The organism is Streptomyces sp. NBC_01750 (assembly GCF_035918095.1).
Taxonomy (GTDB): Bacteria; Actinomycetota; Actinomycetes; order Streptomycetales; family Streptomycetaceae; genus Streptomyces.
The window spans coordinates 6,419,080-6,433,323 of sequence record NZ_CP109137.1; the positions used below are offsets into that span (position 1 = coordinate 6,419,080).

Sequence of the window (14,244 nt, forward strand, 5' to 3'; positions counted from 1 at the left end):
TGTCGGTGCCGGTCAGCGGGCGAGCCAGGCGGCGGTGTACGAGTCGATCTCCGCGAGGATCCGGGCCTTGCCGGCTTCGTCGAGGAAGGACGCCTCCACGGCGTTCTTGGCGAGGCCGGCGAGGCCGCGCTCGTCCAGCTCCAGCAGCCGTGCGGCGACCCCGTATTCGCTGTTGAGGTCACAGCCGAACATCGGCGGGTCGTCGCTGTTGATCGTCACCAGCACACCGGCCGCGACCATCTCCTTGATCGGGTGCTGGTCGAGGTCGGCGACGGCGCGGGTGGCGATGTTCGAGGTGGGGCAGACCTCCAGCGGAATCCGGTGCTCGGCGAGGTACGCCAGCAGCGCCGGATCCTGCGTGGCGCTGGTGCCGTGGCCGATGCGCTCGGCGCCCAGCTCGTTCAGCGCGTCCCAGATGGTCTGCGGGCCGGTCGTCTCACCGGCGTGCGGCACGGAGTGCAGGCCGGCGGCGATGGCCCGGTCGAAGTACGGCTTGAACTGCGGCCGTTCCACGCCGATCTCGGGGCCGCCCAGACCGAAGGAGACCAGGCCCTCGGGGCGCAGATCCACCGCGAGGCGGGCCGTCTCCTCCGCGGCCTCGAGTCCGGCCTCGCCGGGAATGTCGAAACACCAGCGCAGTACGACACCGAGCTCGGCCTCGGCAGCCTTGCGGGCGTCCTCGATCGCCACCATGAAGGCCTTCTCGTCGATGCCGCGACGGGTCGAACTGAACGGCGTGATGGTCAGCTCGGCGTAACGGATGTTCTGCCGGGCCATGTCCCGGGCGACCTCGAAGGTGAGCAGCCGTACGTCCTCAGGGGTGCGGATCAGATCCACCACCGAGAGATAGACCTCGATGAAGTGCGCGAAGTCGGTGAAGGTGAAGTAGTCGGCGAGTGCCTCGGGATCGGTGGGGACTTGGGAGTCCGGGTGGCGGGCCGCCAGCTCGGCGACGATGCGCGGTGAGGCCGAGCCGACATGGTGAACGTGCAGTTCCGCCTTGGGAAGCCCCGCGATGAAGGGGTGCAGATCGGTCATCGGGGTCCTCCGTGTGCAATGGGCCGCTCGGGTCAGGGATCATCGTAGGCCGCCCGTTCGAGGACTGTGCGAAGGCCGTAGCATGACGGCGAATCACGATGGGGGAGAACATGTCTGACAACCAGGCCCAGCCGCCCGGTGCGCCCGAGCCGCGCGACCGCGACCCGTGGGCTCCGCCGCAGAGCAGCCCGGCACAGAACCCGGTACCGCTGGAAAAGCCCGCCGCCACCGCGAATCCGTCGGCGCCGCCGCTGCACAACCAGCCGACGGTCACCTCGATGCCCGGCGTCACACCCGCTGCCGAGGCCGGCGCCGTGCCGCCGCCCCCGATAGCACCGGGCGGACCGGCCCAGCCTGCCGCCGGCCCCTACGGCTACCCCGCCGCCCCGAGCATCCCGCAGCCCACCGCGGGTGTCGGTGATCCGTACGGCGGCTACCCCGGCTATCCCGGATACCAGGCCTACGGCCAGAACGCCTGGCAGAGCGGCCCGGCGAACGGCATGGGCATCACCGCGATGGTGCTCGGCATCCTCTCCGTCTGTCTGTTCTGCCTCTACGGCGTGGTCGGGGTGGTGCTGGGCGTGCTCGCCCTGATCTTCGGCATCCTCGGCAGGAAGCGGGCCCAACGCGGCGAAGCCACCAACGCCGGCATGGCCCTGGCCGGCATCATCCTCGGCTCCATCGGCATCGTCATCGGCCTCATCGTCATCGGTCTGCTGGCCTGGGGGCTCACCGAGGCCATCAAGAACGACCGGGAGAATGAAGACGTCTACGACGACTACTCCAACTCCCTGGTGACCGACAACGCACTGCCGGCGATCGACGGCGTCAGGCGCTAGCCGCGGCCGCGCCCGCCCGCAACTCCTCGCGCGCCTCCATCAGCGCGAACCCCAGCAGATTGAGCCCGCGCCAGCGCGCCGGATCCTGCGCCCGCTCGTCGTCCGCGGCCAGCCCGATGCCCCAGACCTGGTCAACCGGGCTGGCCTCGACGAGTACCCGGTCGCCTGTGGCCAGCAGAAAGTCGCGCAGCTCGGCGTCCTGACCGAACTTGTGCACACTGCCCGAGCGCACAATGGCGAACCGCTCGCGCTCCCATATCGCGTCGTCGAAACCGCGCACCAGCCGTCCGGCCTTCTTCGCCTCCGCAGGCGTGCGCGCCTCCAGCGCCCGCTGCTCCGCGTCCGCGTCGCCGAAGAGCCGTGCCTTGGACGCCATCATCCAGTGCTCGGCGGTGGCGTACCGAACGCCTTCGACCACGAAGAGTGACGGCCACCACTGGCTGAGGCAGCTCGCGCCGACGCTTCCGTCGCGGCGCGGCGCATGCCCCCAGAACTGCAGATACTTGATTCTGTTCCCGTCGCTGATCTGCTTGATCAGCTCATCCGTCCCCATGCACGCGAGTCTGGCAGCCACCACTGACACTCCGTACGGGGATATGAGGGTCGACGCGACACATGGTCGACCGATTCCGTCGCGTAACCAAAAGGCAACAACGGAATCCCTTGTTGGGTAGGTCGCCCTCTGCCAGGATCGGCAGTCAACTGAAGCTGGAACGACGGAGTGAGTTTTATGGACGACCGCTTCCAGGTGCAGGACCGCTACGCGGACGGCGCACAGTTCATCGGCGGGCGGCTGCGGCCCGGCACCTCAGGACATACGCAGGACATCGTGAACCCGGCGACCGGAGAGCCGGTCCACAGCTACGAGCTGGCAGGGGCCGCCGATGTCGACGCGGCCGTGGCCGCCGCCGGAGCGGCCTTCCCCGCCTGGGCCGGCGCCACCCCGGGCGAGCGCTCCGACGCCCTGCACCGCTTCGCGTCCGTGCTCGCCGGCCAGGCGGACGATTTCGCGCACGCCGAGTCGCTGCAGTGCGGCAAGCCCATCAGGCTCAGCACCGAGTTCGACGTGCCAGGCACCATCGACAACACCGCCTTCTTCGCCGGCGCCGCCCGCCATCTCCAAGGGCAGTCCGCGGGCGAGTACAGCGGTGACCACACCTCGTACGTACGCCGCGAAGCGATCGGCGTCGTCGGCTCCATCGCGCCCTGGAACTACCCGCTCCAGATGGCCGCCTGGAAGGTCCTGCCGGCCATCGCGGCGGGCAACACCATTGTGCTGAAGCCCGCCGAGATCACCCCGCTCACCTCCCTGATGTTCGCCGAGGCGGCGAAGGAGGCCGGGATTCCCGACGGCGTCGTCAATGTCGTCAACGGCGCGGGACGGGAAGCGGGCGAACATCTGGTGGGCCACCCGGACGTCGTCATGACCTCCTTCACCGGCTCCACCCCGGTCGGCAGGCGGGTCGCCGAGATCGCCACCGCCACCGTCAAGCGCCTCCACCTCGAACTGGGCGGCAAGGCTCCCTTCGTCGTATTCGACGACGCCGACCTCGAGGCCGCGGTCAACGGAGCGGTCGCCGGCTCGCTCATCAACTCCGGCCAGGACTGCACGGCCGCCACCCGCGCCTACGTCCAGCGGCCCCTGTACGACGCCTTCGTCGCCGGAGTCGCCGATCTGATGGCGACCGTCCGCCTCGGCGACCCCTTCGACCCGTCGACCGACCTCGGCCCGCTCGTCTCGCACCTCCAGCGCGACCGGGTCGCCGGCTTCGTCGACCGGGCGCGCTCGTACGCCACCGTCGTCACCGGCGGCGAAGCGCCCCAGGGCGAACTGAAGAGCGGCGCGTACTACCGCCCCACGCTCGTCGCGGGCGCCGCCCAGGACAGCGAGATCGTCCAGTCCGAGATCTTCGGCCCGGTCCTGGTCGTGCTGCCCTTCGACTCCGACGACGAAGGCATCGCGCTGGCCAACGACACCCCCTACGGCCTCGCCGCCTCCGCCTGGAGCCGCGACGTCTTCCGCGCGAACCGCGCCACCCGCGAGATCAAGGCGGGCTGCGTCTGGGTCAACGACCACATCCCGATCATCAGCGAGATGCCGCACGGCGGCTACAAGGCCTCCGGCTTCGGAAAGGACATGTCGGCGTATTCCTTCGAGGAGTACACGCAGGTCAAGCATGTGATGTACGACAACACGGCGGTGGTCAGGAAGGACTGGCACCGCACGATCTTCGGGGACCGATAGCTCACCATCCGTTTGCGGCACCGCCGCACGGCCGTCCGACGAGCGGCCACCATCCCGAAAGGGCACAGCGCATGGAGCACAACGAGCCCGACCGCCTCTCCGCGGCCCAACTGGCCGCCATGCGGCGCAGCCTGGCGAACGGGCGAGGCGCACTCTCCCGTCGCTCGCTGTTGCGCGCGTCGGGCGTCGGCGCGCTTGCGGTCGGCGGCGCCGGCATATTGAGCGGCTGTGGAATCCCGCCCGCCAAGCGGGAGCCCGGAGCCGCAACCTCGGACGACCACTCGGACCAGGAGAAGCTGATCAACTTCTCCAACTGGACCGAGTACATCGACATCAGCGAGGACGAGAAGAGCCGTCCCACCCTGGCGCAGTTCACCAAGCGCACCGGGATCAAGGTCAAGTACACCGAGGACATCAACGACAACGTCGAGTTCTTCGGCAAGATCCAGCCCCAGCTCGCCGCGGGGCAGGACACCGGCCGCGACCTGATCAATGTGACCGACTGGCTTGCCGCCCGGATGATCCGGCTCGGCTGGGTGCAGAAGCTCGACGCGTCGCTCCTCCCGCACGCGTACGCCAACCTCTCGCCCCAGTTCCGCAGCCCGGACTGGGACCCGGGGCGCGCCTACTCCTACCCCTGGACCGGAATTCCGGCTGTCATCGCCTACAACGTCAAGGCGACCGGCGGCCGCAAGGTCGACTCCGTCACCCAGCTGCTGGACGACCCCACCCTCAAGGGCCGGGTCAGCTTCCTCACCGAGATGCGGGACACGGTCGGCCTCACCCTGCTCGACATGGGCAAGGACCCCGCCAAGGTCAACGACGCCGACTACGACGCCGCCATCAACCGGCTCCAGAAGGGCGTCGACAAGAAGCAGATCCGCCGCTTCACCGGTAACGACTACACCTCGGACCTCGACAAGGGCGACATCGCCGCCTGTGTCGCCTGGGCCGGTGACCTGATCCAGCTCCAGGTCGACAACCCGGACATCAAGTTCGCGATTCCGGCCGCCGGCTATATGACGGCCACCGACAATCTGCTGGTCCCGGCGCATGCCCGGCACCAGAAGAACGCCACCCGGCTGATCGACTACTACTACGAACTGCCTGTCGCGGCCCAGCTCGCCGCGTACATCAACTATGTGACCCCGGTCGCCGGTGTCGGCCCGGAGCTCGCGAAGATCGACCCGGAGCTGGCCAAGAATCCGCTGATCATCCCGGACGCGGCCATGGCGGCCAAGTCCCACTCCTTCCGTTCGCTCTCCTCCAAGGAAGAGACGGCGTACGAAGAGAAGTTCGCCAAGCTCATCGGCGCCTGACCTCCCCTGTTCCCTTCGACACACCGGGACCGCGACCCATGACTGAAAAGACAGAAGGCGGCGACGTCCGCCTCTCCGGGATCAGCAAGACCTATGGCTCCTTCACGGCCGTCCACCCGCTGGACCTGACCGTCCCGCAGGGCTCCTTCTTCGCCCTGCTCGGCGCCTCCGGCTGCGGGAAGACCACCACCCTGCGGATGATCGCCGGACTGGAGGACCCGAGCACCGGGAGCGTCTTCCTCGGCGGCAAGGACGTCACCGACCTGCCGCCGTACAAGCGCCCGGTCAACACCGTCTTCCAGTCGTACGCGCTCTTCCCGCACCTCGACATCTACGAGAACGTCGCCTTCGGGCTGCGCCGCCGCGGCGTCAAGTCGGTGAAGAAGCAGGTCGGCGACATGCTCGACCTCGTTGAGCTGGGCGACTTCGCCAAGCGCAAGCCGCACCAGCTCTCCGGTGGCCAGCAACAGCGCGTTGCCGTCGCCCGCGCGCTCATCAACCACCCGCAGGTGCTGCTCCTCGACGAGCCGCTCGGCGCCCTCGACCTCAAGCTGCGCCGCCAGATGCAGCTGGAGCTCAAGCGCATCCAGACCGAGGTCGGCATCACGTTCGTCCATGTCACCCACGACCAGGAAGAGGCCATGACCATGGCCGACACCGTCGCGGTGATGAACGGCGGACGGGTCGAACAGCTCGGCGCACCTGCCGAGCTCTACGAGAACCCGCAGACCACCTTTGTCGCCAACTTCCTGGGCACCTCCAACCTCATCGAGGCCGAGGTCGCCCAGAACAGCGGCGGCGAAGTCGTCGTCACGGCCGTGGGCGCCAAGCTGCGGCTGCCCTCCGAACGCTGTGCCACCCAGCCCCGGACCGGCGGAAAGCTGCTGGTCGGCGTGCGCCCGGAGAAGATCTCGCTGGCGCACGCGGACGACACGGGCACGATAGCCGACGGCCGCAACCGGTTCACCGGGAAGATCGCCGACTCGAGCTTCATCGGCGTTTCCACGCAGTTCGTCATCGACAGCCCGGTCTGTCCGGAGCTCGAGGTGTACGTACAGAACATCGAGCGGGACCCGCGTCTGGTCCCCGGTGCCGAGGTCGTCCTGCACTGGAACCCCGAGCACACCTTCGGTCTCGACGCGGCCCAGGACATCGACGCCGGTGTGGAGACGGTGGAGGAGACGCCATGACCGTCACCGAGGCACCGCCCGCCGCGCCCGCCTCCGAGCCGGTCGTCCACAAACAGCCCGCGCGCCGGAAGCTGATCCCCTACTGGCTGCTGCTGCCCGGCATTCTGTGGCTGGTCGTCTTCTTCGCGCTGCCGATGGTCTACCAGGCCTCGACCTCCGTACAGACGGGCTCGCTGGAAGAGGGCTTCAAGGTCACCTGGCACTTCCAGACCTACTGGGACGCGCTCACCGAGTACTACCCGCAGTTCCTGCGCTCGGTGCTGTACGCCGGCACGGCCACGATCCTGTGTCTGCTGCTCGGCTACCCGCTCGCGTATCTGATCGCGTTCAAGGCGGGCCGCTGGCGCAATCTGCTGCTGGTCCTGGTCATCGCGCCGTTCTTCACCAGTTTCCTGATCCGTACGCTCGCCTGGAAGACGATCCTCGCGGACGGCGGACCGGTGGTGAACGTCCTGGACAGCGTCGGCTTCCTCGACGTCACCAGCTGGCTCGGAATGACCGAGGGGAACCGGCTGCTCGCCACCCCGCTCGCGGTGGTCTGCGGTCTCACCTACAACTTCCTGCCGTTCATGATCCTCCCGCTGTACACCTCGCTGGAGCGGATCGACCCGCGTCTCCACGAGGCGGCCGGGGACCTGTACGCGAAGGGGTCCACCACCTTCCGCAAGGTGACCTTCCCGCTGTCCATGCCGGGCGTCGTCTCCGGAACGCTGCTGACCTTCATCCCGGCCAGCGGCGACTACGTCAACGCCGAACTGCTCGGCTCCACGGACACCAAGATGGTCGGCAACGTCATCCAGTCGCAGTTCCTGAGGGTGCTCGACTATCCGACCGCGGCCGCGCTGTCCTTCATTCTCATGGCGGTCGTGCTGATCATGGTCACCGTCTACATCCGCCGGGCCGGGACGGAGGATCTCGTCTGATGCGCTGGATACGACACCACCTCGTGGTCATCGCGGGACTGCTCACGCTCGCGTACATGATCCTTCCGAACATCGTCGTGATGGTGTTCTCGTTCAACAAGCCGGCCGGCCGGTTCAACTACGCCTGGCAGGAGTTCTCCACCGACGCCTGGAAGGACCCGTGCGGCGTCGCCGACATGTGCGGCTCGCTCTCGCTCTCCCTCCAGATCGCCCTCTGGGCGACGATCGGCTCCACCGTCCTCGGCTCGATGATCGCCTTCGCGCTGGTCCGCTACCGCTTCAGGGCGCGTGGCGCGATCAACTCACTGATCTTCCTTCCGATGGCGATGCCCGAGGTGGTCATGGCCGCCTCACTGCTCACGCTCTTCCTCAACCTGGGCGCGGAGCTGGGCTTCTGGACCATCCTCATTGCGCACACCATGTTCTGCCTGAGTTTTGTGGTGGTGGCGGTCAAGGCGCGTGTGCTGTCGATGGACCCACGGCTCGAAGAGGCGGCCCGCGACCTCTACGCCGGACCTGTGCAGACATTCGTACGCGTCACGCTGCCGATCGCCGCTCCCGGTATCGCCGCCGGTGCGATGCTCGCGTTCGCTCTCTCGTTCGACGACTTCATCATCACCAACTTCAACTCGGGCAACACCGTGACCTTCCCCATGTTCGTGTGGGGCTCGGCCCAGCGCGGTACCCCGGTCCAGATCAACGTCATCGGCACGGCCATGTTCGTCATCGCCGTACTGATCGTGGTCACCGGCCAGTTCATCAGCGGCCGGCGGAAGAACAGCGCACTGCCCAAGTAGCCCCTGAAGGAGTGGAAACCATGGCCCCAGCTGCCATGACCTTTGCCTCATCACTCTCCGACGCCCAGCCCGTCCCGTTCTGGCTGGACCACCCCGCAAAGCCGGGAGCACTGCCCGCCCTCACCGGCGACGAGCGCTGCGACCTCCTCGTCGTCGGCGGCGGCTACAGCGGACTGTGGACCGCGCTGCTGGCCAAGGAGCGCGACCCCGGGCGGGATGTCGTACTGATCGAAGGGCGCGAGGTGGGCTGGGCCGCCTCGGGCCGCAACGGCGGCTTCTGCGCCGCTTCCCTCACCCACGGCCTCGGCAACGGACTCGCCCGCTGGCCCGGTGAACTGGCCAGGCTCGAGGAGCTCGGCAACCGCAATCTCGACGCCATCGAGGCCGCGGTTGCCGACTACGGCATCGACTGCGACTTCGAGCGCACCGGCGAGATCGACGTCGCGACCGAGCCGCACCAGCTCGAAGAGCTCCACGAGATGTACGAGCAGGCGGCCGGGCTGGGCTTCACCGGCCTCGAACTCCTCGACCAGGGCGCGCTGCGCGCCGAGGTGAACTCCCCGACCTTCCTCGGCGGGCTCTGGGACCGGCGCGGCGTCGCCATGCTGCACCCCGCGAAGCTCGCCTGGGGCCTGAAGCAGGCCTGCATGGACCTCGGCGTGCGTGTCTACGAGAACACCCGCGGCCTGGACCTCACCGCGTCCGGCGCCGGCATGGCGGTCCGCACCCCGTACGGCCGGGTCTTCGCCCGCCGTGTCGCCCTCGGCACGAACGTCTTCCCGTCGCTGGTCAAGCGGGTGCGCCCGTACACCGTCCCGGTCTACGACTACGCGTTGATGACCGAACCGCTCAGCGCGGAACAGCTCGACGCGATCGGCTGGAAGCGGCGGCAGGGACTCGGCGACAGCGCGAACCAGTTCCACTACTTCCGGATCACCGCCGACCACCGCATCCTGTGGGGCGGCTACGACGCGATCTATCCGTACGGCGGCAGGGTCAGCGCCGAGATGGACCACCGGCCGGAGACCTATCTCAAGCTCGCCGAACACTTCTTCCGCTGCTTCCCGCAACTGGAGGGGCTGCGCTTCAGCCATGCCTGGGGCGGCGCGATCGACACCTGCTCACGTTTCTCCGCATTCTTCGGCACGGCGCACGGGGGCAAAGTCGCCTATGCCGCCGGGTACACGGGACTCGGCGTCGGCGCCACCCGCTTCGGCGGGGATGTCATGCTCGACCTCCTCTCCGGCGAGCGGACCGAGCGCACCCAGCTGCAGATGGTGCGCAGCAAGCCGCTGCCGTTCCCGCCCGAGCCCGTCGCCTGGGCCGGTATCGGACTCACCAAATGGGCGCTGGCCAGGGCGGATGCCAATGGGGGCCGCCGCAATATGTGGCTTCGGGTGATGGACAAGCTCGGCCTCGGCTTCGACAGCTAGGCCCGGGACGAGCGGCGGGCGATCCTTCGCCTTCGCCTCCGGAGCCGAATTGGCCATGCGCGATGCGCTGTGCGCCACGGGCCGGGGTCGCGGGCCGGGGTCGCGCGTAACGGCCACCGGGATCGCGTGTGAGGGCGGTGGGTGAGGGGCCGGAGCGTCGCCAGAGGTCTTGACAACTGCATTGGTCTGGACCAAATTGTGGCGCGCTCCCCCTCTATTTCCCCCATGCCCGGAGGCAGTTGTGGACCGCACCAGACTCATGGCTGCCCTTTCGGCGGCCGTCCTCGTCCTCGGCGGACTCGTCGCCACGGCAACCTCCGCCGGAGCGGCCGATGCCGAACTCGCCCGCAACGGCGGCTTCGAGACCGGCCTCACCGGCTGGAGCTGTACGGCGGGCAGCGGTGTGGTCGTCAACTCACCGGCCCACAGCGGAAGTTCCGCGCTCAAGGCCACCCCCGCGGGCAATGACAACGCCAAGTGCAGCCAGACGGTCACCGTCAAGCCGAACTCCGACTACACGCTCAGCGGCTGGGTCCAGGGCAGTTACGTCTACCTCGGCGCATCCGGCACCGGCACCACCGACGTCTCCACCTGGACCTCCTCGGCGCCCGGCTGGCAGCGGCTGACGACCACGTTCCGGACGGGCGGGTCGACCACCTCGGTCACGATCTACACCCACGGCTGGTACGGCACCGCCGCCTACTACGCCGACGATCTCTCGCTGCTCGGTCCGGGCGGCGACCCGGTACAGATACCGGCCGACCCCACCGGCCTGTCCGCCGGCGCCCCCGGCTCCACCTCCGTGCCGCTGACCTGGTCCGCATCCTCGCGGGCCACCTCGTACAACGTCTACCGCGACGGCGCCAAGGTCCTTGATGTCAGCGGGACCTCGGCCACCGTCACCGGTCTCGCCCCCTCCACCGCGTACACCTTCCAGGTCTCCGCGGCCAACGAGGCCGGCGAGTCCGCGAAGTCGTCGGCGGTCACCGCGACCACCACGGCGGGTGGCGGCGGCAGTGGCGGCGAACTCCCCGCCCATGCCCTTGTCGGCTATCTGCACGCCAGCTTCGCCAACGGCTCCGGCTATACCCGCATGGCCGATGTGCCCGACTCCTGGGATGTCATCAACCTGGCGTTCGGCGAGCCGACTTCGGTCACCTCGGGCGATATCCGCTTCAGCCTCTGCCCGGCCGCCGAGTGCCCGAACGTCGAGTCCGCCGCCGACTTCAAGGCGGCCGTCAAGGCCAAGCAGGCCGCGGGCAAGAAGGTCCTGATCTCGATCGGCGGCCAGAACGGCCAGGTACAGCTCTCCACCACGGCCGCCCGTGACACCTTCGTCTCCTCCGTCTCGAAGATCATCGACGAGTACGGGCTCGACGGCCTGGACATCGACTTCGAGGGCCACTCCCTCTCCCTGAACACCGGCGACACGGACTTCCGCTCGCCGACCTCGCCCGTGATCGTCAATCTGATCTCGGCGGTCAAGACCCTGAAGGCCAAGTACGGCTCGAAGTTCGTCCTCACGATGGCCCCGGAGACATTCTTCGTGCAGCTCGGCTACCAGTACTACGGCTCGGGCCCCTGGGGCGGCCAAGACCCGCGCGCCGGCGCGTACCTCCCGGTCATCCACGCTCTGCGCGACGACCTCACCCTGCTGCATGTCCAGGACTACAACTCGGGCTCGATCATGGGCCTGGACAACCAGTACCACTCCATGGGCGGCGCGGACTTCCACATCGCCATGACCGACATGCTGCTGACCGGCTTCCCGGTCGCCGGCAACGCCACCAGGGTCTTCCCCGCCCTGCGCCCGGACCAGGTGGCCATCGGCCTGCCCGCCTCCACCCAGGCGGGCAACGGCCACACCGCGCCCGCCGAGGTGAACAAGGCGCTGGACTGCCTCACCAAGAAGACCAACTGCGGCTCGTACCAGACCCACGGCACCTGGCCGGCGCTGCGCGGCCTGATGACCTGGTCGATCAACTGGGACCGCTTCAACCAGTGGGAGTTCTCGAAGAACTTCGACGCGTATTTCGGAGGCTGAACGGGAGCAGCAGCATCCCGCAGAGGCACCAGCTGCCGACGACGTCCAGCGGCCAGTGGTAGCCGCGCAGGACAAGTCCGATGCCCGTCGCCAGTGTGAGCACCAGGGCGGCGGGCATCGCCCATCGGCGCTTCAGATACGGGGTGAGGAGCAGCGCGGCGCCGCAGTAGGCCACCATTGCGGTCGCCGTATGGCCGGACGGGTAGAAGCCGCCCGCCTCGGTGAGCGGACCCCGACGGTCGATCACCGCCTTCAGCGGCGAGACGAGCACGGGGACCATGACCATGGCAAGGACGGTGTACAGCACCGCCAGGCGCCGGCCGCGCCACAGGGCGTACGCGACGGCGGCGGCCAGAACAGGGAGCGCGACCCCCACCTCGCCCAGGTCGGCGAGCGGATCGGTCAGAGCGCCGGGCACATGGCCGACGATCCGCAGTTCCACCCGCTCATCGAGGGACCGCAGCGGACCATCGGCAGCCACCTGCCAGGTGATCACGGCGAAGAGAACGGCACACAACGCCAGCAGAACCGGCGGGGCCGCAAAAGGAGAAGTCGGCCGCCTCGGAACAGGGGGGGTGGTTCCGAGGCGGCCGACTGGACCGGTTTGCCGCGCGCCCCGGGGGGTCTGGGACGGGCGGCCACCCGATCGGTGAGGAGTTCCGGAGCCGGAAGCTCCAGTGGTGTGCGCGATGGCACGACCAGGGCGAGGCTGGGGAGGCTCCGCCCTGAAGTCGCCCGCAGTCCCCTGCGAGCGGGGTGTTTCTCTCATCTGCAAAAACCGTACGGCAGGGGCCGGGGGACCGACAGGCGGATCCCCATCCCGCCATCGGCCCCCCACAGAGTCTTCACAAGGCCCCGACCGTTCCCTCGGTCAGACGCCCGCGAAGGCCTGCTCGATGATGTCCAGACCCTCGTTGAGCAGGTCCTCGCCGATCACCAGCGGCGGCAGGAAGCGCAGCACATTGCCGTACGTACCGCAGGTGAGCACCAGCAGACCCTCGGCGTGGCAGGCCTTGGCGAGCGCCGCGGTCACGGCCGGGTTCGGCTCCTTGGAGGCGCGGTCCTTGACCAGCTCGATCGCGATCATCGCGCCGCGGCCGCGGATGTCGCCGATGATGTCGTACTTCTCGGCCATCGCGGTGAGGCGGACCTTCATGACCTCCTCGATGCGCTTGGCCTTGCCGTTGAGGTCGAGCTCCTTCATCGTCTCGATGGCACCGAGCGCACCGGCGCAGGCCACCGGGTTACCGCCGTACGTCCCGCCGAGGCCGCCCGCGTGCGGGGCGTCCATGATCTCGGCGCGGCCCGTCACGGCGGCGAGCGGCAGACCGCCCGCGATGCCCTTGGCGGTGGTGATCAGGTCCGGGACGATGCCCTCGTCCTCACAGGCGAACCACTGGCCGGTCCGGCAGAAGCCGGACTGGATCTCGTCCGCCACGAACACGATCCCGTTGTCCTTGGCGAACTGCGAGATGGCGGGCAGGAAGCCCTTGGCCGGCTCGATGAAGCCACCCTCACCGAGGACCGGCTCGATGATGATCGCGGCGACGTTCTCCGCGCCGATCTGCTTGTTGATCATGTCGATGGCCTGCGCGGACGCCTCGGCACCGGCGTTCTCCGCACCGGTGGGCCAGCGGTAGCCGTACGCGACGGGGACGCGGTACACCTCGGGCGCGAAGGGACCGAAGCCCTGCTTGTACGGCATGTTCTTGGAGGTCAGCGCCATCGTGAGGTTGGTGCGGCCGTGGTAGCCGTGGTCGAACACCACGACCGCCTGGCGCTTGGTGTAGGCACGCGCGATCTTGACGGCGTTCTCGACGGCCTCGGCGCCCGAGTTGAACAGCGCCGACTTCTTCGCGTGGTCACCCGGCGTCAGCTCGGCCAGAGCCTCGGCGACCGCGACGTAACCCTCGTAGGGCGTGACCATGAAACAGGTGTGGGTGAAGTCGGCGAGCTGCGCGGAGGCGCGGCGTACGACGGCTTCGGCGGAGGCGCCGACGGAGGTCACGGCGATGCCGGAACCGAAGTCGATGAGGCGGTTCCCGTCCACGTCCTCGATGACACCGCCGCCGGCGCGGGCGGTGAAGACGGGCAGCACGGACCCCACACCACCGGCGACCGCGGCGGCGCGGCGGGCCTGCAGCTCGATCGACTTCGGGCCGGGGATGGCGGTGACGACGCGGCGCTCCTGCGGGATTGCGGTCATGAGGGGCTCCTGGGGGTGTTCCGGACGCAACTTCTCTTTCTCCGCAGGCTAGGTGCGAGGAAGGGGGCCGGGCATGCTCCGTTCGGGAGTGTTGACGACGAGCGGTTGTCCCGTACGGACAAGGACACCCCGGGCTCGATCACCCGTACCCGCCGGGTCCCGCCACCGCGACACCACCCGGATCGGTGAACTCCCTTGTGCAGGGCACTA

Annotated in this window: 12 protein-coding genes; 8 read left to right on the top strand and 4 right to left on the bottom strand. The window is 68.6% G+C overall.

Annotated features, from left to right (window positions below):
* Positions 1-12: 12 nt before the first annotated feature.
* Positions 13-1,038, bottom strand: coding sequence for an adenosine deaminase (locus OG966_RS29345; RefSeq protein WP_326652928.1), 1,026 nt, complete (start codon positions 1,036-1,038; stop codon positions 13-15).
* A 110-nt stretch (positions 1,039-1,148) separates the two neighbouring features.
* Here OG966_RS29345 and OG966_RS29350 point away from each other — a divergent pair, with 110 nt between their 5' ends.
* Positions 1,149-1,877, top strand: coding sequence for a DUF4190 domain-containing protein (locus OG966_RS29350; RefSeq protein ID WP_326652929.1), 729 nt, complete (start codon positions 1,149-1,151; stop codon positions 1,875-1,877).
* On the opposite strand, the gene OG966_RS29355 is transcribed toward OG966_RS29350, so the two are convergent.
* Complete coding sequence (locus OG966_RS29355) at positions 1,867-2,430, bottom strand: NADAR family protein (RefSeq protein ID WP_326652930.1); 564 nt, start codon at positions 2,428-2,430, stop codon at positions 1,867-1,869. The two genes, OG966_RS29350 and OG966_RS29355, sit on opposite strands and share 11 nt — an antisense overlap.
* A gap of 177 nt (positions 2,431-2,607) precedes the next feature.
* Between OG966_RS29355 and OG966_RS29360 the strand changes: the two genes are divergently transcribed.
* The 7 genes from OG966_RS29360 (at position 2,608) to OG966_RS29390 (ending at position 11,828) form a co-directional block, all read left to right on the top strand.
* Positions 2,608-4,122, top strand: a complete 1,515-nt coding sequence (locus OG966_RS29360; protein WP_326652931.1) for a gamma-aminobutyraldehyde dehydrogenase — start codon at positions 2,608-2,610, stop codon at positions 4,120-4,122.
* Positions 4,123-4,193: 71 nt separating this feature from the next.
* Positions 4,194-5,441, top strand: coding sequence for an ABC transporter substrate-binding protein (locus OG966_RS29365; RefSeq protein ID WP_326652932.1), 1,248 nt, complete (start codon positions 4,194-4,196; stop codon positions 5,439-5,441).
* Positions 5,442-5,479: 38 nt separating this feature from the next.
* Positions 5,480-6,631, top strand: coding sequence for an ABC transporter ATP-binding protein (locus tag OG966_RS29370; RefSeq protein WP_326652933.1), 1,152 nt, complete (start codon positions 5,480-5,482; stop codon positions 6,629-6,631).
* Positions 6,628-7,554: an ABC transporter permease gene (locus OG966_RS29375; RefSeq protein ID WP_326652934.1), complete on the top strand. Its 927-nt coding sequence runs from the start codon at positions 6,628-6,630 to the stop codon at positions 7,552-7,554. The genes OG966_RS29370 and OG966_RS29375 overlap by 4 nt, the downstream gene beginning before the upstream one ends.
* Positions 7,554-8,351 carry an ABC transporter permease gene (locus OG966_RS29380; RefSeq protein ID WP_326652935.1) on the top strand — a complete coding sequence of 266 codons (798 nt, stop codon included), beginning with the start codon at positions 7,554-7,556 and terminating at the stop codon, positions 8,349-8,351. Before OG966_RS29375 ends, OG966_RS29380 begins: the two co-directional genes overlap by 1 nt.
* A gap of 20 nt (positions 8,352-8,371) precedes the next feature.
* Positions 8,372-9,784: an NAD(P)/FAD-dependent oxidoreductase gene (locus OG966_RS29385; protein WP_326652936.1), complete on the top strand. Its 1,413-nt coding sequence runs from the start codon at positions 8,372-8,374 to the stop codon at positions 9,782-9,784.
* A 259-nt stretch (positions 9,785-10,043) separates the two neighbouring features.
* A complete protein-coding gene (locus OG966_RS29390; protein ID WP_326655417.1) occupies positions 10,044-11,828 on the top strand; it encodes a chitinase in 1,785 nt (594 codons plus the stop codon).
* Here the strand turns inward: OG966_RS29390 and OG966_RS29395 are convergent.
* A complete protein-coding gene (locus OG966_RS29395; protein ID WP_326652937.1) occupies positions 11,779-12,324 on the bottom strand; it encodes a phosphatase PAP2 family protein in 546 nt (181 codons plus the stop codon). The genes OG966_RS29390 and OG966_RS29395 overlap by 50 nt on opposite strands.
* A 375-nt stretch (positions 12,325-12,699) precedes the next feature.
* Positions 12,700-14,034, bottom strand: coding sequence for a 4-aminobutyrate--2-oxoglutarate transaminase (gene gabT / locus OG966_RS29400; protein ID WP_326652939.1), 1,335 nt, complete (start codon positions 14,032-14,034; stop codon positions 12,700-12,702).
* Positions 14,035-14,244 lie beyond the last annotated feature (210 nt).

Bases quoted from the DNA above. Each gene is read 5' to 3' on its own strand.
- OG966_RS29390 (WP_326655417.1), top strand. From the start codon at position 10,044: ATGGCTGCCCTTTCGGCGGCCGTCCTCGTCCTCGGCGGACTCGTCGCC.
- OG966_RS29380 (WP_326652935.1), top strand. From the start codon at position 7,554: ATGCGCTGGATACGACACCACCTCGTGGTCATCGCGGGACTGCTCACG.
- OG966_RS29385 (WP_326652936.1), top strand. From the start codon at position 8,372: ATGGCCCCAGCTGCCATGACCTTTGCCTCATCACTCTCCGACGCCCAG.
- OG966_RS29345 (WP_326652928.1), bottom strand. From the start codon at position 1,038: ATGACCGATCTGCACCCCTTCATCGCGGGGCTTCCCAAGGCGGAACTG.
- gabT (WP_326652939.1), bottom strand. From the start codon at position 14,034: ATGACCGCAATCCCGCAGGAGCGCCGCGTCGTCACCGCCATCCCCGGC.
- OG966_RS29375 (WP_326652934.1), top strand. From the start codon at position 6,628: ATGACCGTCACCGAGGCACCGCCCGCCGCGCCCGCCTCCGAGCCGGTC.
- OG966_RS29350 (WP_326652929.1), top strand. From the start codon at position 1,149: ATGTCTGACAACCAGGCCCAGCCGCCCGGTGCGCCCGAGCCGCGCGAC.
- OG966_RS29370 (WP_326652933.1), top strand. From the start codon at position 5,480: ATGACTGAAAAGACAGAAGGCGGCGACGTCCGCCTCTCCGGGATCAGC.
- OG966_RS29355 (WP_326652930.1), bottom strand. From the start codon at position 2,430: ATGGGGACGGATGAGCTGATCAAGCAGATCAGCGACGGGAACAGAATC.
- OG966_RS29365 (WP_326652932.1), top strand. From the start codon at position 4,194: ATGGAGCACAACGAGCCCGACCGCCTCTCCGCGGCCCAACTGGCCGCC.
- OG966_RS29360 (WP_326652931.1), top strand. From the start codon at position 2,608: ATGGACGACCGCTTCCAGGTGCAGGACCGCTACGCGGACGGCGCACAG.